Consider the following 19,956-nt stretch of genomic DNA (forward strand, 5'->3'; position numbering starts at 1 on the left):
CGGCGCTCCGCATCACCGCGACGGCTCGACCTCGGACCGCTCACCCCTCGATCACCTCGACGACACCGCGGTCCCCGTCCACCATGAGCAGATCGCCGGTCTTGATCAACCGTGTGGCGTGTTTGGTGTTGACCACGGCGGGAACGCGGAACTCGCGCGAGACGATCGAGCTGTGCGAGAGCATCGAGCCGATGTCGGTGACGATCGCGCCCGCGATCGCGAATAGCGGTGTCCACGAAGAATCCGTGTACTGGGTCACCAGAATGTCGCCGACCTGGAATTCGTCGGCCTGCCACGCCAAGTCCTCGACGATTCGTGCTCGGCCGACCGCGCGGCCCGGGCTGGTGCCGAGTCCGGGCAGCCTGGTCCCTTCTGGCAAGGGGCGAACCGATTTGGTGACGTCCCATTCGCCGATGATGCTCAGCGGTGGTGCTGGCAGGCGCGCGTAGTTCTGGAAGATACGACGGTCTTGCTCCAGCTTTGTGCGTGAGACGATCTCGCGCGGATCGCGATCGTCGGCGAGGTACCGCAAGACGTCGTCGAAATCGAGGTAGGCGACTTCGTCGGCAGAGCGAAGGACACCCGCCTGGATCAGCCGCTGTCCGACCTCGTAGACAGCGGTGCGGACCAACCAGATGGAGGTGATCATCGCCAGCCGCGCGGTCTCGCGCAGAGTACTGCAGGTTTCGTAGAGCGACAGCACTGTGGTCACCGCGCGTCGTTTGGCTGCCGGGAGCCGCTTGACCGCTTTCATCGCATCGGCGCCGTGGGGGTCTTCGGCGGTTCCGAGGATATGCTCGATGGAGAATCCTTCCTCGGCATAGCGGCGAACCATCTGGAACACATAGGCCGTGTCGTCGATCCAGCGCGGATGCGTCAGCTCCATTTCTTGGTGCGCGCGAGTCCCATTGTCCCGGAGAAACGGTTCCATATGCGCGGTCCAAAATGCTTGCCCAGCTTCGCATCCACGCAGTCGCACTCCCACATCGCTCGGCGCACCGGTCTGGATGATCGCCAGGGCTTGCGGGTGGCTGCGTGCGGCTTGGGCGAGCTCCCAGATCTCGCGTGCCGCTTCGACAGTCCGCAGGTTCGACATCTGGGTTTTGAAGTGGTTCTGTACTCGCGGCCCGGCGTCGCCTAGCCAGGCTGCGCACAGTTGTTCCAAGACTCCGTAGCAGCCGAAAGCGTTGAGGAAGTACGGCATGTAGCCCACGTGCATGTCGTGGAAGTAGCCGAGGCGGCGCCGCATTTCGTCGTGCAGTTCGCGGCGTCCGAGATTACTCAGATCGATCCGGCGTGCGCGATCGTATTCGTAGCGGCGTGAGTCGGTCATTCGTTGCGCGCGGCGTTTGGCGTCACGGAGCTCCTGGCCGGCGGTTTTGATCCAGAAGAGGGTGGACCGCAGCCACGGCAATCCGAGCGGGTAGGCCCCGAAGGGATTGCGGTATTCGGCCAGATCGATTTCCTCGCTGGCGAAGCGCTTGTCGAAAGGGCGTTGATCCCGCGTGGCCAGACTCTGGCTGAGGATGTGTGCGGTGTAGGAGACGTTGAGGTAGACGTAGCCTTGGAAATAGCCCATGTGCAGAGGCATCTGGCCGCGGTCGCGCAGGCCCGTACCAGCTACACAGTCCCCGTGGACGTTGTGCTGGTAGTACTTCGCGAACGACACGCCTAGCGGCGTCATGCTGCCGGTGAAGATCTCACCGATGTCCATCCGGGACCAAAACGTGGTCTGCTCGACGGTTGGAGCCTGCGGATCGGTGTACGGGTTCTTCGGTGCGGTTACCGGCGTGCCGGTGGTGATCGGTCGGGTCTGCAACAGGTAGAGCACCTGGTCGCGCACGGCCCATTCGATGTCTTGTTCGGTGCCGTAGTGGTCGCGGACCCGCTCGGCGAGGGCGGCTAGCTCGAGCAGTTGTTCCTTGCTCAAGCAGGGAAGGTTGCGGAGCGCCTCCTCCACCTTCACCAGTTCCGACTGTCCCGATCCGACGGCGGTACAGCGGGTGACCTTGTAGCGGACGTTCTGCTCGATGACCTCACGCCTGAGCGGGTCGACAAGGAAGGAGTCGGAGGTGACTCGCCCGGATACCAGGCCTTCGCCCAGGCCCCAGCAGCCGTCGATGACGAACCGGTCGCCACGACCGCTGATCGGGTCACGGGTGAACAGCACACCGGCGGCCTCGGCGTCGACCATCTGCTGGACGATAACGGCGATTGAGCCGGTGTCGGCTTGGCCACGGTAGGCCACCGCGCGGTCCGACCACAGCGAAGCCCAGCAGATTTGCACGGCTTCCAGCAGGGCTTGTTCGCCGGCGATGTCGAGGATCGTATCGTGCTGTCCGGCAAAAGAATGCGTGTCGGAGTCCTCCTTGCTGGCAGAGGACCGGACCGCGACGCGTGGGCGGCCGAGTTGGGTGTAAGCAGCGGTGATCGCTTCGGCGATTTCCGCGGGAACCTCCGCGGCGAGGATCGTCTCTCGCACTTTCGCTGGTGGGTCGTCAGTGTCGAGATCGATGTCTTGCACGAACCGTTCGAACAGCTCGGTGGTCAAGCAGAACGCTGGGGGCACCGGGAGCCCGGCGCGCATCAGCTCGTCGAGCCGAGCGGCCTTACCTCCGAGCAGCTCCGCGGGTAGCGGGCTCGCGGCGCCCAGGGCGCTGATCAAATCACCGGCGGACTTGGAGTAGGTTTTCATGCGATGTGTTCCCGCGGGCTGCTGGCAACGAAGGCGCAGAACTGCTCTCCGGGGATCAGGCGGCGCACATCCACGGTGCCGAATCCGGCGCGGCGCAATCCATCCGCGAGTTCGATCGCGTCGGGCAGGGGTCCTCCGAAATCAGCGAACTCGAACCACAGGTTCAATACCTCCATGCTCAGATTGCCGCCCCGGCACGAGGTCGTGAGTAGCAGCCGGCCTCCTGGGGCGAGCAACGAGCGCGCCTGCTCCAGGAGCTTGGTTCGTTCCTCGAGCGGGAAATAGTAGATGTTGTTGTGCATTGCGATCAGATCGAACTGGGGTTCCAGCTCCAGTTCGCGTACGTCCGCGTGCCGGACTTCGACACGGTCGCTCAGGCCCCACCGGGCGATGTTCGCGGCCGCCTCTGCGGCCACCTCCGTCTGATAGTCGACGGCGAGCGCGGTGAGTCGTGGATTCAATGTGGCGGCGTGACGGATGTATTCGCCGCTACCACAACCGATTTCCAGCAGCCGCAGAGCGGCGGCGGGGTCAATGACGCGTTCGATCGCTTCCTCCACAAACGCGCTTACCACCCGGCTGGAGCGGGCAATGACGGTGCCGTCTTGGTCTGTCATGCTCAGACGATCGCCGTGGCGAAGCATGGCGGGGCCATTGAGCAGAACCGGCAGGTGAAAGCGGACGACTTCCTCGAGAGCGGCCGCGACGCTATCGTTCTTCGGTCGGGCCAATGCCTTGGCCGTGCGACTCTTGAGGCGGTAGGTTCCGGTATCGATCGAGAGTTCGCCCAGCCGCACGCCCAGGTCGAGCCAGGCACGCAACAGGTGCCGATCCTCGGTGATCGCGAGTGCGTCCGCCAGGGTGTCGAGGTCCATGCCGGTTGCCGAGAGATGTTGCAGCACACCGCTGTTGAGGGCGCCGGTCAAGAATCCCGCACGATAGAGCGGGGTGACGAAGCTGCGTGCTAGAGACAGCAGCAGCGGGAGACTGCTGTCAGTGGCCACCTTGGCCAGGGTCGTGAGCTTCACGGCCGATTCCTTCCTGCCAGAATGCGGTAGTCGACCTTGCCGTTGCTGTTGCGTGGCAGTGCTGGCACGCGGGCAGCGCTGCGCGGCACCATGTAGCGCGGCAGATACCGCGCGCAATGGCTTTTGAGATCGAGCAGTGACGGTGGTGGCGAGTCCTCGCGTGCGGTGTAGAACAAAGCGATCCTGGCCGCGGCGCCCTCGTCGGTGACGATGACCGCCGCCTCTTCGATCAGCGGGTGCCGCAGTACGACCGACTCGATCTCCCCCAGTTCGATGCGGTAGCCGGACACCTTCACCATTCGGTCCTTACGGCCTCGGTATGTCAGCCGACCGTCCACCCAGCCGACCAGGTCGCCGGTGAAGTGGAGGTGACGGGCGTGGTGTGCCGCCGCAGCTTCGGACTCGCGTCGCCAGTAGCCGGGCGTCACACAGTCTCCCTCGATCACCAACTCCCCCTCCTCCAGTGGATCGGCCGGGGTTCGGGTGTCGGGGTCGACGATGTGCACGGTGGCCCCGGTGACCGGCAGGCCGATCGGCAAGGGGCCTTCGTCGTCGCGGTCGGCGGCTGTAAGGCGATGGTAGGTGCAGACGTTGGTCTCGGTCGGGCCGTATAGGTTGTAGACTGCGGTCTTCGGGTCGAGCAGAGCGAGCAGTTCCCTGAGCCGTGGCTTCGGGTACACCTCTCCCGCGAACAGCACATAGCGCAGACTTCGGGCGATCTCGACGGTGAGTGCCCCGCAGCTGGCCATCATCGTGAGGATCGAAGGCACCGAGTACCAGACAGTGACTTCGTATTCACGGATACCTGCTGCCAGCGCGCCGGCATCGCGGGCTTGCTCGTCTTCGACGATCCACACCGCGGCACCGACCGAGAGAGCCACGAATAGGTCGAAAGTGCTCAGATCGAAGTTGAACGACGCATGATTGGCGAACACATCGCCTGGACCCACGTCCATTTCGTCTCGCGCCCAATTGATGAAGGACGCAAGATTCCGATGCGAGACCTGCACGCCCTTGGGCGCGCCGGTCGAACCCGAGGTATATAAAATCGCGGCGAGGTCATCGGCGGTGAGTGTTGCCGGTTCCGGTGCGGGCATGTCACGCTCGGCGCGGGCCCGCAACTCTGTCCAGCTCAGCGCGCGGGCATCCTCGGCGTCGATCACCACCGCTTTCACCGAACTCGGCAGCGGGATGTCAGTGAGCTCGCCGAGATGGTTTAGGTCGGTGAATATCGCGATCGGCTCGGTGTCGTGCACGATCGAGCGCACACGCTCCGGCGGGTGGCTGCCATCGACGGGCACGTACACGCATCCTGCGTTCAACACTCCTATGATCGCCAACGCATATTCCGCACTCTTGGTCATCCAGATCACGACGCGGTCCCCCACCGTGGCGCCGAGAGTTCGGAGTCCGGCGGCCATCCTGTCGGCGGTCTGCACGATCTCGCCATAGGTGATCGTCGTGGAGCCGAGCAAGGCGGGACGGTCTGCGTGCTCGGCCGAGGAAGGACAGGCCACCCGCACAACCGTCATTGTTGGCGGCCTCCCTGGCTGGTCAGTACGCCTGTTTCGTTGCCGGCCTCAATGAAGATCTGGGCTGCGAGGTCGAGATCCTCCGGTGTGTGTTCGGAGGTCACACTGATCCGCAGGCGTGCGTCGCCGAGGGGGACCCCGGGAAAGACGACGGTCTGGCAGAACAGTCCACGCGCCCGCACCGCGCGCCCCATCTCGAGGGCTCGTCGCTCCTCACCGATCACGATGGGAATGATCGCGCTTTCGCTGTGCTCGAGATCGAAGCCTGCGCCGTCGAGGAGTTGGCGTAGGCGGTGAATATTGGCCCACAGGGACGCAATTCTCTCGGGTTCCCGTTCGATGATATCGATGGCGGCGATCAAGCCCGCGGCGACACCGGCGGGGATCGTTGCGGCGAACACATACGAGTTCGAATAGAAGCGCAGGTATTCGATGACCTCTTCGTCGCCCACTACGAAGCCACCCATGCCGGCGAGGGTCTTGCTCATCGTGCCCAGTTCCAGATCGACTTCGCCCTTGAGGCCGTAATGCTCGGAGGTTCCCGAGCCCCGAGCACCGAGGACGCCGGTCGCGTGCGCGTCGTCGACCATCACCCGTGCGCCGTGTGCACGGGCCAGCCGCACGATCTCCGGCAAGTCACAGATGTTGCCGTGCATGCTGAACACGCCGTCGGTGACGATCAGCATGCCTCGGACCTGATCGGCGCTCCGTTCCAGAACGCGTGAGAGATCCGCCATATCGTTGTGGCGGTATATCTTTCGGACCGCACCCGACAGCTTGGCCCCGTCGAGGATGCTCATATGGTTGAGCTTGTCGACGATCACCGCGTCCCGTGGGCCGCTCAGGGCGGAGATACAACCCAGGTTCGCCGCGTAGCCACCTGGATAGACGATGCAGGCCTCTCGGCCCTTGAATGCTGCCAGGCGGCGTTCGAGCTCTTTGTGTAGTTCGTTGGTGCCACCGATGATCCGGCAACCGGTGTTCGTGGCTCCGTAGGCTCGGGTGGCTGTGCAGATGGCGTCGAGGACATCTGGGTGGTTGGCCAGTCCGAGGTAGTTGTTCGAGGCGAACATCAGGTACTCGCGTGTGCCCCCGGTCAGCTCGTCACGAATCAATGCCCTGTTCGTGCACCGCGATTGCAGAGGCATTCCGTACCAGTAGAGTTGCTCGGTCTCACGGTCTCGGCGATGTGCAGCGAACTCCCGCGCATTGGCGTACAGGTCGGACTCCCGACTGTCCATGAAGTCACGCATCGAGCGGCTGTCCCAGTCCACAATCCCTCGTGGTACGGCCGAGTCGCGTTCCCCCACTGCGAGTTTCGGGTCGCTGGCGAGGCGCTCGGCCCCAGGGCCTGTTGGTATGTGACTCTCGAGCTCGCTGATGAGCTCGCGCAGGTTGGCGACCGAAACCGCGGCCGCAAGTTGCCTGGACAGGCCGAGCTCTTTCACCGCATCGTCGATAATCGAAATCAGCACCACCGAATCAATGCCCAAATCACCTTCGAATTCCGCGTCGAGGTCGAGCTGGTCACGCCGGTATTGGGTGTAACGCATCGTCGTCGCGAGAACCACCTCGGACACGGTGCGATCAATCCCTTGCGTCGCGGCGTGACGATCTGTCAATTCGGTCATCTCGGCCTCTAATTCTTCCCGCAGCGTTCGATGAGATCCGCTATCGCGCTTACTGTTTGAAAGTTCTCTGGCCGAATATCGCGCAACGGGATTACGATCCCGAATTTAGCCTGGATGGAATGAACCAAATCGAACACCTCGGCCGAGGAGATGATATTGAGCTCCAGCAACGGCGTATCGGCACTGAGTCCTTCCCCTTCGCCGCGCAGCCACACGTCCGCTATGTGTTCGAGAAGGAAATTCGTAGCCGTCACAACACGTCACCTTGCAGCATCGACCTGACGGGAGCACTGACATGTCCACTGACCCGGCCGCTGAGACCGACGGATGTTCTTCGAGGCCGACTGCTTCACCGCTGCACCTGGACAGCGCGCTCCACTTCACTCACCTGCCCGGGTACCGGCCGCTACCGAGGACCTTGAAATCGGTTCGGGCATACCACTTCCAGTTCTATTCGCGTCCTTAGCACCCGAAATTGCCGGGTGCGGCGAGTCGCGCGTGAGACCGCAGGCCGATGTACACCCGGCCCACCGACGCACGGCCGAAGCTCCTGCCCGCGTAGACGACCTGCTCACCGACACCGCTGTCGGAGTCTGCGCGGCCCGCGACCTGCTCACCGGCTACCTCGACACCGGCGGCACTCGCGCGCACGCAACCCTCGTCGCCGCGGCCTGTGCGGCCCTGGGCCCTGCGGGAAACGCAGTCAGCGTCCATATCGACGACGCCGCGGAACTCTCCGCCCGCCCGCGCCCTGCCCCTGCTGGACGATGCAAGACTGCTGCGCGGCCCACCGAACTGCAACTGCGAGCATCCCTCGACCACACCCACACCGCGAGGGCCATCGCCGCCCGCGTCGACGCCACAGCCGACTTGCCGAGACCGAACTCAGCCTGGACCAGGCCTGCGAGCTCGCCCACCGCCTCGCCTGCACCGACTGCGTCCACCCCGTGGCGCGGCGCTGTTGCTGCGCTGCGAATACGAAGCCGGCGACCTCCCGCAGCTCTACCAAGTGGCTTCATACCAGGGTTGGAAAATGGTAGGTGCGAGCGTTTCCCCATCCGCCGACCGGTCGGCACCGAACTTCCTACTGGAGTCGGTGGTTCAGGTGCCAGCGACTCCTGATCGGATACGGGACCGCCGCCGAGAAGCACTGCTCGCTTCTCGGCGGCACCCAACGCCAGCACCGGCAGCACGCCCCCCGGCGCCGTCGCAAGGAGAACGCGTGGATCGGTTGTGCAGCGAGATCGGCGTTTCCCGGCTCGTAAACGAGATCCTGGCCCGCTACGACAGCGTCGACGCCTTCTGCGCGCACCTGCGCCGGCTCCTCGACGAGCCCACTGTTGAGTTGCCGCCCGTGCCCGCGGTCTCGGTGCCGGGCCCGGGCGGGCGCCACCGCCGAGGCACCGCCTGAGGGCATGCTCGTGGCCCCCGAGGCGGTGAACACTATCAATCCTGGCTGGAGGGGTAGACCCCTGATGCCTGCCAGGGGTTGAGAAAGCAGCCCTTCCGGTCTGCCGCCCGCCACCGTCGGCCGCGACGCCGCCACGATGCGATCGGGAATCCGCAGCGGGCAGGGGATAATCGGCGGGTGCAACTATCGAGCGGCCCTCCCCCGAACCAGCATCCAGAGCTGGGGACCGACGCCGGCCCACCGCAGGCGCTGCACTCCGAAGGCGTCGGCAGTTTCCGGTTCTGGTTCGCCACCGGCCGCTGGGAATGGTCCCCGCAGGTCTACGCGATGCACGGCTACCAGCCAGGCGAAGTCGAACCCACCACCGCGCTGCTGCTCGCCCACAAACACCCCGACGACCGCGACCAAGTCGCCGAAACCATCGCCGTATCCATCCGCGAGGGACGACCACTGTCGAGCCGCCACCGATTCCTCGACACCACCGGCCGCGAGCACCAGGTACTACTGGTCTCCGACGCCATCCTCGACGAGCACGAAACCCCGATCGGCACCGCCGGCTACTACATCGACCTCAGCGACACCATCGCCACCGCCGAACGCGACGCCCTCAACACCGTGATGCCCGAAGTCATCGAAGCCCGCGCGACGATCGAGCAGGCCAAAGGCGTGCTCATGTACATGTACGCGATCAGCGCCGAGCAAGCGTTCAAGATCCTCATCTGGCGTTCCCAGGAAACCAACACCAAACTGCGCCAGCTCGCCGAGGCATTCCTGTCCGCGGTGCCCCAGCTCCCGGCACCACCCACCGCTTCGGTGACCGTGCTGGACCATCTGCTGCTGACCGTGCACGAACAGATCCCTCGAGCCGAGACCGGCACGGCGATTGCTGAGCACTGAGCTGGTGTCGCGCGTGCGGGCGTCGTGGCCCCCGGCGTCGTGGGCGTCGGAACCTGGGTCTGTGGCCTGCCCCGATCCCCCCAATATCGTGATCTTGCCCCTTTCGGAGCCAGTTGGTCAGCCCGAAAAGGCTAGAGCTGGAGGAATTTTCGATGAAACGAGCACTCACCGGCGTGGTAGTCGGCGGGGCACTGATGCTGGCCCCGATGGCCACCGCCCACGCCGCGCCGGAACCGGCCGCAACACCGATCGGCTGCTTCGATCTGAGCACCAGTCCGTGCCCGCTGGCCGACCTGTTCTCCGGCTCGGCCAGCGGCTCAGCCAAACCCAAGCCGACATCGCCGGACGACTCCCACACCGGGCAGTAGCCGAAGACGGGATCGGCGAGAAGCCGGATCGCGAACAGCGGCCCGGCATCGAAGTCCTCGCTCGCAACGTCATCGGGTGCCGAGCTGGCGGCGACGATGTCGCCGAGTCCGCGCGCTCGGCGCGGGAGGCATTAGCCACGGTCGGGGTCTGGGTCGACAAGCGTTAGCCACTGACCAGGTGCCCACCTCAGGCTGATGGGGCCAAATCCCTACCAGCGCTCAGCGATTATCCCAGCTTGTTGCCGCGCACAAGTAGCCACGTCTTAGCTGGAAGCTGGTTCCTTGCCCTTGGGTGACGCACTTGGCACCCCAAGGGCCGGCCGTCACAATCGGGCGATCCCTGAGTGAACCGGAAACGACGCCACGCCAGGCCAAGGGCTTCGCCCATGCAGGACTTCACGGCATTGGCCGACCACCGGAGGGCGTCCGCCAAGGTAGAACCAAGCTGTAGCAGTCAGCGACGAGAGTCCTCATACAGAGCAATCGCTGCATCACGAGACTGCGAAAAGGCATGCCGCAGGCACAGACCTCCATGAACTGCAGCTTGCGACACCTGCAGCGCACCTGCCACTGAGTGCCGGCGCTGGCACATGCTCCTAGGGGCCAGAGCCTTGGCCGCGCTGGCGGTCACGTTCACTACTAGGAAGCCACACGCGGCGAGTGCGCAAAGATCCCTCGTCCCAAAGCAGCGCGTATACGAAGCCACAGACGCTCGGTCCGCGAGGTCTCGATAGAGCTGGTCAGGTGGGTTCCTCCGCTCGCGCCCCCGTCCGGGTGCGCGCCAGAGGAGGCACCAGCCAGTACCGGTTCCCCGGATGGGGGGTCAGAGTCGTCATCTGCAGGGCTGCGTCGGCCGGCAGCCTTCTGCTCTTCTACCCGCGTGCGAACGGCATCCCCGATCTTGCGGTCGAACGCCTGCGGATCCCAGTGCTCGACGAGCTTGTCCACCGCTGCGCGCAGCTTCTCCGGGTGGCGTGCCAACTCGGCTGTACTGGCATGGAACTTCGCGCCAGCGACGGCCATCTCATGGACGTTACCGACCTTGGTGCCTGGCGGCACTGGGGGAACATCGGCAAAGTCACTGGGGATGTAGAGCGCTCCTGCTCGATCCCAGGGATCCGTGGACATGATTCTCCTTGCGACTAGACTTTCATCCACTCCGGTATTCGGAGCAGAACACCAGGTGGACTACCTTGACTTCGGGTGCCTTACTGTCATCGGGTAGTAGCTGTGTTTCGTATCACGAGCACGCCATTGCGAACAATAGCCTGCACCTTCAAGAGTAGTATCAAATCTTCCCGAAAGAAACTAATTCGTTAGTTAAACTACATTGTTTCGAGTGGACAAGCTCGAGTTGTAGTGGATGAGACGGATCAAGAAGGTTCCGACCGACGCCACGGCCAGCACCACGGCGACTGCCAGCGAGAAGTACCAGAACCCCGCACTGAAAGCGTGATGGTCGGTAGCCTGGATGGCGAAGACCGTCATGTTCGTCGCCGCCAAGGTCGCAATCAGGAAGGTAAGCGACATCCCCGCAGGCGAGACGAACAAGCTTCTTTCGATGGCGTCGATAAAGAAGACAGCCATCGCGGCAAGTGTGGCCGGAAGCGCGATGATCGCCACCACGACGTCGGTGTGGACGTCCTCGCTGTGCGACGCGAGGATACGCATCAACACATAGGTCACCAGAAGCAAAGAAACCGATGATATAGCGGAAAACAACTCGGTTCCTACCGGCCGCTCTCTGATCCGAAGCCGGACCGAGAACTCGATAGGCCGAGAGTCGGAGTTCTCGCCATTTTCGGCAGGCATCTTCGGAGCTTCCTTGGCCGTGGCATTGTCACGGCCAGCATCCGCACCGCTCGCGTCAGCCATCGGCGTCGCCCCTCTTGTTCTTTCTATCGACCGCATCTTTGAGATCACCCTCGGAGAACCGGCCGAGGTTCCTCCCATAGATATGCGCAGTCGACCCCGATTTGGTGGGTTTACGGAGATAAGGATTGTCGACCGCCAACAACGGTCGAGGGTTTACGGTTACCGGACCGGCGTGCTCGGGCATCAATTCCATGCCCTCTTTCCGTTCAATCTGGTAGTACGCGTTTTGAATATAGTTCCCCGACTCCTGCAGGCTAATGTCCATGTGGTAGCTCTTGGCATGTCGGGCCCCCGTGAGAGACAGCCTCAGGAAACCGTTGGGCACCCGGGCCAGCTTTCCGATCACGCGATTCATCCGCCGGGTCAGTCCGAACATGTCACCAGGGTCCGGATCGCAGTACAAACTGTCTGTCGGCTGCTGGTAGGTGTAATGGAAATTCAGGTAGTCCGCCAGATTGCACTGCACGACGATGACGTAGTGAGCGATGCCGATGCTGGCAACCCGAAGAAGTTTGTAGTACTGATCCTGATCGGCTATCTTCCGCTCTATGCCGACCTCGCTCGCGTCTTTTCTCTCCGCCAAGCTGTTACGGATTTCCGTGGTCAGCGCCGCGATAACCGTATCGCGGTCGGTGTCATTATTCCTGGCCTTCGCGCTGATCGCCGCGGCCGTCGTGGCAACTGTCTGCGCGACAGACAGAAAGGCAGCTTTCTCGCTGTCGCCCCAGTCGGCGTAGGCGTCTTTGATGTCGAACGCGGTGACGAAGAGGTGCATCAAGGCTGCGACATAGGCCGCCAGCGAACCTCCGCCGTATGAGAGTGACACGGCGTCACGATCGGTAGATGATTCGATGTTCATCCGTTCGTACATCCGCCCCTTCTCCTGCTGCACGAGGGGCACCAGGATCTTCCTTCGAGTCGATTGGGGCGACGAAGGATCTGGCCGGATCTCGCTCGTCGTTGCAGTAGCGATCTGCTCGCCTTCGGCCAGCGGGGGCATCTCCACGTCGACGAGCTCTGTCGTGTCGAGGAACATGAAAAGCTGAACAGATCTCGTGGTCACCCGCCGCCCTACTTCGACGCTCTCGGTCAGCCGATTCACATAGGTTCGAGGTTCCGCCAGAATGTCCGCGAGGAGGGCAATTGTGGCCGCGCCGTAGTTTTCCGTGATTGCTGACGCCTCCGAGACCAGGGCCTTGATCAGATCTTTGCTTTCATCGCCCTCTTGGTCATCGAAGCCGGCAACCAGCGACGTTTCGATGGGTATCTCACGGGGAGCTCCAAGGAGCATTCGCGTCCAGAACCATCCGAGCGCGATAATTCCCAGAATCACGAATGATACAATCCGCGCCCGAGGGTCTTCCCAGAGATTCAAGCGAAAGGGAAGATTCGCCATTTCTTCCAACTCACCCAGCCACCAATGGTTGCCGGAGGACAGCACCAGCAGGGCGATCAGGGACAATCCGAAGAAATTGAGAGTGTTACTGATCCCACGCGCGCGTCTCACATGCCATCGATCCATACCCGAAGGCTTCGGTTCGCGCTTTCGAACGGGCGATCCACGCTTTTTGGTCCGCGCCCGTCGGGCTCGCCTGTCTTGCACTTCGCCAAACTCCCCACTAATTCAGCGTAACCATACGGTTTATGCTCACGCTGTCCAGCCCGCCGATCATGGAAGTCTATTGTTCCCCTCCGGACGGGCGGTTGTCGCCTCAACCGGCAAAAAGACCCAAAAATTCTTGGTTTACACGATACAAGTCGGGCAATTTTTCGGCCCCACTTGGCTTGTGCAGAAAATTATCCGCACAGCATCGGTGTCGAGCTCCCAGAGGGGTTTGTCAATAGGTTTGTACTCGCTTAGCGAGAAATTCCTGTCGACCCGGCTTGACAATTCTGGCACAGGTTACAATTAATGGGTATCACAACCGATCGTCCACTGGCAACATATGGCTTTCCTCTCCCTGTCCGCCCCTTGCGTCACCTCCCGGCGAAAAGCTGCGTTTCGGTTCCTGGCCGTACCGGCTTGACGCCGCGGCCAGTCATGTGCGCTGTCGAACTCTCTGGAATGGTTTCGACGCGGAGGCTCTGGCCGGTCGGCTCGTCGAGGGCGCGATGCAACGCGGCCCAGAAAGGCATCCGGGTCGCCCTAGCGCGCTCGGACCTGGCGCAGGAGCCGCTCGGCGGCCGCGGTAGGCGGAGTGCTCACGTCATTCCCAAAAGTGGTGTCAGCGCTGCGCCCGAACAGCCGGCGCGGCGCCATCCGGGCGGCCCGTCCAGGCTTGCCGGCGGATGCCGAGCGACAGCAGCGGGGTGCGCCATCGCCACCGCGAGGCTGGATTCTCAACCTCCGATGGCGATGGCGCGCGTATCCGAGCGCTGCGCCAGTTGCTGGTCGGCTCACCTTCGAGCAACTCACGCCATCAGGTAGTTCGAAGCCGGCGCGGCTGTGGATCGCCGCCCCTTCACAACCGCCCGAGCGCGAGTCAGCTCCAATGCCAGCGATCCGGGCCACTGCGGTACCGCTGTAGCGCCAGCACGAACGCCGCGATCACCCGCCCCCGCCCCGATTCGATCCACCGGAACCCGCGCCAGCGCACCGAATCTCCCAGCCGCACCGACGCGCTCGCGAGCAGGGTGCGCCGGATCTGACGCATCTCCCACCAGTAACTGGCCGCGACCGTGACATAGGCGGCCGCGACACCCGCGACCGGCAGCACCACCGCGAACAGCACCAGGACCGTCACCGACATCGAGTCCCACACTTTCTCCAGGCTCTCCCGCCCCGCTGCGGCTCTTCCGGCGCATACCCCGCCGTCGAACAGTGGAACGCGACAACACCTGCCGGGATCGTGATCCACCTCACCGCCCGGATCCGGCGGACGCCGGGACGCGTGGTCAGTGCCGGGGCAGGCGCGCGGTCCGGAAGTAGAACTCGTCGACCTTGTCGATCGCCCGCGTGAATTGGGCGAGATCGACCGGTTTGGTGATGTAGGCGTTGGCGTGATGGCGGTAGGTGCGCAGGATGTCCTCCTCGGCCGCGGAGGTAGTCAGCACCACCACCGGGATCGTGCACAGATCGGCATCGGTCTTGATCTGCTCGAGCACGTGGTGGCCGCTGTATTTGGGCAGATTCAGATCCAGCAGAATCAAACCCGGTCGCGGTGCGCTCGCGTGCTCACCCTGACGGAACAAGAAGTCCAGGGCCTGCTGGCCGTCCCGAGCCACATGCACCCTACTGCGGATCGCGTTGTCTTCCAACGCTTCCCGGGTCATCAACTCGTCACCGGGATCGTCTTCGACCAGCAACACATCGATCGGGGCACTCGCGGTCTGCACCACACGCTCCTCACCGCTCATCGGGATCAAACCCCTCGATTATGCCGGGTGCCAAGCTCTCACCGCCTCCCCCGACCCAACGATCACGATCCGGATCGTGCCGCGCGATCACGGCGACGAGGGCCAACCGCGGGCCCACAACACCGCCGCCACCGCAGAATCGGGCGCGCGGCGATCTCCCGGCGCCCGGTGGCACATGATCGAACCGGTTTGGCGCACCGAGGTCAGGGGATCCACACCGCGATGCGCTCGGCGAGGCGCTGCGGCCATCACCGGAATCGAGGCTGTGATGGCAGTTGTGCGAATCCCGCTGACCTCGATCGAGGTCCGCTTCTCCCCGGAGCGGGCACTGTTCGTCGCGACCTGCAACCTCCACCCCAACCCCCGGCCTGGTCTGGAAGGCACCGATCCCGGATCGTCGCTGGCCGCCGTCGACGCTCTGCTCACCGCCCTCGAGCACGACGCGGCGCCGCCGCGGCCCTGCTCGCCGATGACATCGAGCGCGCAGCAGACAACCGTTGCGGCGCTGTGCGAACGCGGTGAGACCGCGCGCGGGGTGTGAGCCGCTGCCGGGCGGAGGGGACGGTCGGGGAGCGCGCAGCGACTTCGCGCTCCCCGACCGTCCTGTCCCGGATCCGGAGCAGGCCCTGCCGGCCGTGGAACCAGCAGGGCCTCACATTCTTCGATGCCGAACCGACCGTGGATGGGCTCGCGGCGGGGCCGCCACGCACCGCGCCTACTCGCCGGCACCACGTCAGCCCGGGCGTACGGGCGGCTGTCGTGGTCCTGTCCGACCAGGGAGCACGGTTACAGGGGTGTCTGCGCCAAGGCCATCGCGCGCCGCGGATACAGCGTTAGCCCGGTCTCACGCGCCGTCAACCGCAACGGCCGCGCGGCCGCGCCGGCGGCGACCACGCTGAAGGTGGTGTGTGGCCAGGCCGCGGTGTTGGCGCGCGCGAGCGCGGCCACCGCGGCCGAGCCCAGGAACGACACCGCCTCCAAATCCACCACCACCCGCACCGGATGCCCACCGAGCGCGGCTTCGAGGGCCTCGCTCAAGCGGGTGACGCTGTGGATGTCGATCTCCCCGGACACGACCAGCACGGGCCCCTCGGGGTCGCGGTCGTCGGTTTCGATGCTGAGCATGCGACTGATATCGAGCATCTGCACTCCTCGGTCGTCGGGAAACCACTGCTCGTGCAACAGCTTTCGCGCTGCGATATGGCCTCCCTCCTCACCGGCTGGTGTCAGACCCTCGCGGCCACCGGAGCCTGTGTCGGCGCGAAGTGGTTCCGAATCGAGGTCGCGATCCACGACAGCGAGCACCGCCCGGGATGGTAGGTGGACTCGATCTCCTTGGACACGATCCCGCGCACGTGCTGCTGCGCGGCGGCGGCGAGCATCGCCTCGGCCTCGACACCGCGCCAGGAAGGCGCCACGCTCACCAAAGCGTGCTCGAGGCCGAGCCCTTCGAGATGGTGCCGACGGGCCAGGTATGGCCAGGAGGTCAGATCCTGCTCCTCGGCGCTGAGCAGATCGAACGCACACAACCGCACCGCCGGCGGAAGCTCCGGGCTGTCGTGCGGCGGCGCGAACGGTTCTGCGCACGTGGCTATTTCGGTGATGACACCGTCGAGGGTCAGCACCCGCCCGTGCGCGGCCGCGGCGACAGCGGCTGCCACCTCGGGATAGGAGCCGGTGAGATCGCTGCCGTCGCCGCCCTGAAGATGACAGGTCGTGCCGTCGCAGGCCGCCAGGACCCGCGCCCCCTCCCACTGCAACTCGATCGCCCAGGCGGGGTTGTCCGGGGGCCGTCCGGTCACGGCCAGCATCGGAGTCCTCGGCACACTCACCCACGCCAGCATACGTTCAGCAAACAAGGGTGGTGGGTTCGGCGGAAACCGTTACCGCTCCGCGTCATGGCGGGGCGCCCACCGCCGCCCGGTCGACCACCACGCCGCGGAACCGGCTGCGTCGATGAGTTGCCCCGAATACCAGCAACCGGCGCGCTGCCGCTCCCACACGCCTGCGCGGCCGGCCCCCTCGGCAGAACTCCGCCCAATCCGAGAAGAATCCGGCACCGGAATTCACCGCCCCTACCAGCGCCGATACATCCATCCGAGGCATTCTGGCCACCTGATCACGGTTTCATCACCGGCCACCCGGGTTATCAACCGAACATGATCAGCCCCACCGCGCGCTACCGCTACGCCCGTTCCCGGACCGATCTGACCACCACCGCCTCCGCCGCGCTCATCTGCGCAGTGCTCTACCTCGGCCTGGCGATACTCACCGGCTCACACACCACCGCCGCCACCGCCACCGCAGGCCTCGGTGTCGCGCTGGTGCTGACCATCAAGATGATGGCGCTCCCGCACAGTCAGCGCCCGGCATACCGGTCCTGAGACCGGCACCGACAGCACACCCGGCCCGCGCCCGCCCGAATCCGTTTCCGTGAGGCTTGAAATTGCTCAACCGTGTACTGAAGGTATGGGCGGGGATCGCCCTGCTCATATTCCTGCTCGCGCTGATACCACTGGTCTTCGCCGTCGGGGGCGCCGGCCCTCAGGGCCTCGACGAAATCGTCCCGCGATGGACCGCCCGACTCCTATCGTGAAATGACCCGGCGGCCCGGCCCGCAGGTACCCCGCCGGGCCAGGGAGGTGGCACCGGTGCCCAGGACCGCATTGCTGATGATCGACATGCAGAACGCCTATCTGCGCCAAGACGTCCGCGACGCCCTCGGGTGGCCCCCGATCTGGCGGCTCGAGGAGATCATCACCGAATGCGCCGCGCTGCTCGACCAGGCGCGTGCGGCCGAGATGCCGGTGGTGTACTCCCAGACCAGACCCAGCGCCGCCGGGCTGCTGGCCGCCAATCCGCGGGCCGCCGGACATTGGCGCCGGCGCGCATCGGGGCTGCCGGAACTCACTGCCGCCGAACGTGAATGGCAGCACCAGATCATGGACGCCCTCGCACCAGGGCCGGGTGATCTCGTGCTCCCCAAGTCCCGGCACAGCTTTTTCGCCTACACCGAACTGGCGCCGATCCTGCGCAGCCTGGAAGTCTCCCGGCTGCTGATCGCGGGTGTGCAGACCAACGTGTGCATCGAAGCCACGGTGCGTGCCGCGCTCGAGCACAACTTCGATGTCGCGGTCGCCCAGGACGCGGTAAGCACCGACGGGCCCGCCCTGCACTTCGCGTCGCTGAACGCGATGCGCGTGATCTATGTCGAGGTCGACCGCTGGCGCGAACTGGTCCGGCCCGGCGCGGCGTGGGACCTGGCCTACCGCACCCCGAACTACGGCCGCGACCCCGCGTACTGGTCGGACCCGGCCTTCGTCGAGCCCTGAACACCACACCGCCCAGTCACCGAGCTCGCGGTGCACGGTCGAATTCCCTATTTTCTCCCGCTCCGCATCAGAGGTTCGGGCAGGCTGGTGACGTGGATTCCGTTGGCCAAGTGCGTGTTCGGCGAAGCGATCAGGGAGGGCACCCATGTGGGAAATCGACCAGTTGAATCAGGCCCAGCTGCGCGAGAAGTTCAACCTCGACCAGCGCTGGTTCGACACCCCCGGCTTTCCCGCCGGCGCACCGGATGCCGACGGGACGCGGCGCTGGCCTGCCGATCAAGTGTGGGCCTGGTTGGCCAGTCGGGATCCGCACGCCGCCGGCGGTGTCGCGCTGCGCTACTGGGCGCGCGGCGCGGCGATATACCAGCACGCACAACCGATCTCGGGTGGAATCGTGCAGGACTGGACCGTGCACGGGGTGGTCCTGCGGGTCCTGTGGCCCACCGTCGCAGCGTCCGCCACCGGCCGCGTCGCCGCGGCCGCCGCACAACTCACCCCGCACGCGCGGCAGCTGATCAGGGTCCGCCACGACGCCGGCCGGCACGGTCCCGGCCTGTCGGCACACGATGAGACCGGCCATCTCCTCGACGGCGACGACAATCCCCTGTGGCCCGAGCTCGCCCTCGTCCTGGGCGGGCGGGCACCCTTCTGGCCCTACGAGCTGCGCGACCCGGACGCGATGCGCCGGTGGCGGCCCGGACACCCACCGATCCAGATCACCGCCGCCGACGGCTCGGTGAACCCCGACTCGCTGCTGCGGCTGGCCTCGATCCTTCCCGCCACCGACACCGCCCACGTCATAGCACTGAATCTGGCGCAGTGGGCTCAATTCGGCGCCAGCAGCAACGCCGCGTTCTCCCTCGGTTTGAGCACCGAGGACGCCCGGCACACCGCCTGGCTGGACGTGGCGGCCACCCCGGTGCCCGTCGCCGAACCTCCCGAGCTCGATGATGTGATCGGCCGTGACGGCTGGCTCAACATCGCCGCCCGCACCGACCCCCTGTCCCACGAGGCGATCAGCCAGGCCCGCCGATCCTCCGGTCACGACCAATGGCTGCCCTACACCAGCGCCGAATACATCGACCCCCGAACCGAACTCGGCGCCGCCTGGGCCGCCCGGCAGCGGCCGTGCGCACCGTACGCCGGGTTCCAGATCGTCTACGACCACCTCGCCGAGCACGAGCAGGGCGCGATCACCGAGCACCTCACCGACCCGGTCACCGACACCCCCGCGGTCCGGCTCGCCTCCGGCAGAGTTCTCGCCGCGGTTCCCCACCGGCTGCCCGTCGAGAGCCCGCTGGCCGAACTCACCCTCGCACAACCGATCTGGATCCGGCTCGCCGACGGCACCGTGCACCTCGCGCCCCGCCGCGACGCTCCCGGCATCAACTGGGGCTACGCCGGCAGCGGCACCAGCACCCTGGCGCTGCTGATCACCCGGCTGCTCGACGACATCACCGCACCCGCCGGCGACACCATCAACGGCGGCGACCACGGCCTGCAGAAGTTCCTCCAGACCGACTGGCCCGCCGGCACCACCGTGCCCCGTGCCGACCTCGACGCGGCGCGCACCGGCCGAACCTGACGCCGATCCGAGGGGGGGTTCGAGGCGCTGAACAGCGGCGATGACATGTCCCTCGGCCGTAACTCACCCACCGGATCGACGAACTGTGGAAGTCGTGCGCGGGGACGCCGCTCTGTGGCCGAGGCGGTAGGGGTGTGGCTGACCGCCCCGGGCACACGGGACGGCCACCTGCCACATCCAGACGAGGGCTGCACCCCAACCCGCCGTCTGCTGGCTCTGTACCCCCGACCTGGATCTGTCACCCA

Annotated in this window: 20 protein-coding genes; 7 read left to right on the top strand and 13 right to left on the bottom strand. The window is 65.2% G+C overall.

Annotation, left to right across the window (positions count from 1 at the left end; genetic code table 11):
- Positions 1-40: 40 nt before the first annotated feature.
- The 6 genes from AB0I43_RS38550 to AB0I43_RS38575 all read right to left on the bottom strand — a co-directional run bounded on the left by AB0I43_RS38550 (position 41) and on the right by AB0I43_RS38575 (position 7,537).
- Positions 41-2,695, bottom strand: a complete 2,655-nt coding sequence (locus AB0I43_RS38550) for a PEP/pyruvate-binding domain-containing protein (RefSeq protein ID WP_357433739.1) — start codon at positions 2,693-2,695, stop codon at positions 41-43.
- The gene (locus AB0I43_RS38555) at positions 2,692-3,723 is read right to left on the bottom strand and encodes a class I SAM-dependent methyltransferase (RefSeq protein ID WP_357433741.1); all 1,032 of its coding nucleotides are present in this window, start codon (positions 3,721-3,723) and stop codon (positions 2,692-2,694) included. Before AB0I43_RS38555 ends, AB0I43_RS38550 begins: the two co-directional genes overlap by 4 nt.
- Positions 3,720-5,255, bottom strand: a complete 1,536-nt coding sequence (locus AB0I43_RS38560) for an amino acid adenylation domain-containing protein (protein WP_357433743.1) — start codon at positions 5,253-5,255, stop codon at positions 3,720-3,722. The genes AB0I43_RS38555 and AB0I43_RS38560 overlap by 4 nt, the downstream gene beginning before the upstream one ends.
- Positions 5,252-6,886: an aminotransferase class I/II-fold pyridoxal phosphate-dependent enzyme gene (locus tag AB0I43_RS38565; RefSeq protein WP_357433745.1), complete on the bottom strand. Its 1,635-nt coding sequence runs from the start codon at positions 6,884-6,886 to the stop codon at positions 5,252-5,254. Before AB0I43_RS38565 ends, AB0I43_RS38560 begins: the two co-directional genes overlap by 4 nt.
- Before the next feature lie 8 nt (positions 6,887-6,894).
- Complete coding sequence (locus AB0I43_RS38570) at positions 6,895-7,140, bottom strand: acyl carrier protein (protein WP_357433747.1); 246 nt, start codon at positions 7,138-7,140, stop codon at positions 6,895-6,897.
- Between the two features lie 208 nt (positions 7,141-7,348).
- Positions 7,349-7,537, bottom strand: a complete 189-nt coding sequence (locus tag AB0I43_RS38575) for a hypothetical protein (RefSeq protein WP_357433749.1) — start codon at positions 7,535-7,537, stop codon at positions 7,349-7,351.
- A 571-nt stretch (positions 7,538-8,108) separates the two neighbouring features.
- Between AB0I43_RS38575 and AB0I43_RS38580 the strand changes: the two genes are divergently transcribed.
- From AB0I43_RS38580 to AB0I43_RS38590, 3 genes are all read left to right on the top strand, one after another.
- On the top strand, positions 8,109-8,297 hold the full coding sequence (locus AB0I43_RS38580; RefSeq protein WP_357433751.1) for a hypothetical protein: 189 nt from the start codon (positions 8,109-8,111) through the stop codon (positions 8,295-8,297).
- Between the two features lie 177 nt (positions 8,298-8,474).
- Positions 8,475-9,194, top strand: coding sequence for a PAS and ANTAR domain-containing protein (locus tag AB0I43_RS38585; RefSeq protein ID WP_357433753.1), 720 nt, complete (start codon positions 8,475-8,477; stop codon positions 9,192-9,194).
- A 152-nt stretch (positions 9,195-9,346) separates the two neighbouring features.
- Positions 9,347-9,562, top strand: coding sequence for a hypothetical protein (locus tag AB0I43_RS38590; RefSeq protein WP_357433755.1), 216 nt, complete (start codon positions 9,347-9,349; stop codon positions 9,560-9,562).
- A gap of 639 nt (positions 9,563-10,201) precedes the next feature.
- On the opposite strand, the gene AB0I43_RS38595 is transcribed toward AB0I43_RS38590, so the two are convergent.
- The 5 genes from AB0I43_RS38595 to AB0I43_RS38615 all read right to left on the bottom strand — a co-directional run bounded on the left by AB0I43_RS38595 (position 10,202) and on the right by AB0I43_RS38615 (position 14,773).
- Positions 10,202-10,690, bottom strand: a complete 489-nt coding sequence (locus tag AB0I43_RS38595) for a hypothetical protein (RefSeq protein WP_357433756.1) — start codon at positions 10,688-10,690, stop codon at positions 10,202-10,204.
- Positions 10,691-10,882: 192 nt separating this feature from the next.
- On the bottom strand, positions 10,883-11,437 hold the full coding sequence (locus tag AB0I43_RS38600) for a hypothetical protein (RefSeq protein WP_357433758.1): 555 nt from the start codon (positions 11,435-11,437) through the stop codon (positions 10,883-10,885).
- A complete protein-coding gene (locus AB0I43_RS38605) occupies positions 11,430-12,899 on the bottom strand; it encodes a hypothetical protein (RefSeq protein ID WP_357433760.1) in 1,470 nt (489 codons plus the stop codon). Before AB0I43_RS38605 ends, AB0I43_RS38600 begins: the two co-directional genes overlap by 8 nt.
- Before the next feature lie 1,021 nt (positions 12,900-13,920).
- Positions 13,921-14,187 (bottom strand): hypothetical protein, encoded by a 267-nt coding sequence (locus AB0I43_RS38610; RefSeq protein ID WP_357433762.1) that lies wholly within the window; start codon positions 14,185-14,187, stop codon positions 13,921-13,923.
- Positions 14,188-14,332: 145 nt separating this feature from the next.
- Positions 14,333-14,773 (bottom strand): response regulator, encoded by a 441-nt coding sequence (locus tag AB0I43_RS38615; protein ID WP_357433764.1) that lies wholly within the window; start codon positions 14,771-14,773, stop codon positions 14,333-14,335.
- A 289-nt stretch (positions 14,774-15,062) separates the two neighbouring features.
- Here AB0I43_RS38615 and AB0I43_RS38620 point away from each other — a divergent pair, with 289 nt between their 5' ends.
- Positions 15,063-15,335, top strand: coding sequence for a hypothetical protein (locus AB0I43_RS38620; protein ID WP_357433765.1), 273 nt, complete (start codon positions 15,063-15,065; stop codon positions 15,333-15,335).
- Positions 15,336-15,580: 245 nt separating this feature from the next.
- Here the strand turns inward: AB0I43_RS38620 and AB0I43_RS38625 are convergent, their stop codons facing one another.
- Together AB0I43_RS38625 and AB0I43_RS38630 are read right to left on the bottom strand one after the other, a co-directional pair.
- Positions 15,581-15,937, bottom strand: coding sequence for an STAS domain-containing protein (locus tag AB0I43_RS38625; protein ID WP_357433767.1), 357 nt, complete (start codon positions 15,935-15,937; stop codon positions 15,581-15,583).
- A gap of 83 nt (positions 15,938-16,020) precedes the next feature.
- Complete coding sequence (locus tag AB0I43_RS38630) at positions 16,021-16,626, bottom strand: hypothetical protein (RefSeq protein WP_357433769.1); 606 nt, start codon at positions 16,624-16,626, stop codon at positions 16,021-16,023.
- A 327-nt stretch (positions 16,627-16,953) separates the two neighbouring features.
- Between AB0I43_RS38630 and AB0I43_RS38635 the strand changes: the two genes are divergently transcribed.
- From AB0I43_RS38635 to AB0I43_RS38645, 3 genes are all read left to right on the top strand, one after another.
- Positions 16,954-17,178, top strand: a complete 225-nt coding sequence (locus AB0I43_RS38635; protein WP_357433770.1) for a hypothetical protein — start codon at positions 16,954-16,956, stop codon at positions 17,176-17,178.
- A gap of 267 nt (positions 17,179-17,445) precedes the next feature.
- A complete protein-coding gene (locus AB0I43_RS38640) occupies positions 17,446-18,126 on the top strand; it encodes a cysteine hydrolase (RefSeq protein ID WP_357433772.1) in 681 nt (226 codons plus the stop codon).
- 145 nt (positions 18,127-18,271) lie between these two features.
- Positions 18,272-19,711 (top strand): hypothetical protein, encoded by a 1,440-nt coding sequence (locus AB0I43_RS38645; protein WP_357433774.1) that lies wholly within the window; start codon positions 18,272-18,274, stop codon positions 19,709-19,711.
- The last annotated feature ends 245 nt before the right edge of the window (positions 19,712-19,956 follow it).

Source organism: Nocardia sp. NPDC050435, assembly GCF_040655395.1.
In the GTDB taxonomy this organism is placed as follows: domain Bacteria; phylum Actinomycetota; class Actinomycetes; order Mycobacteriales; family Mycobacteriaceae; genus Nocardia.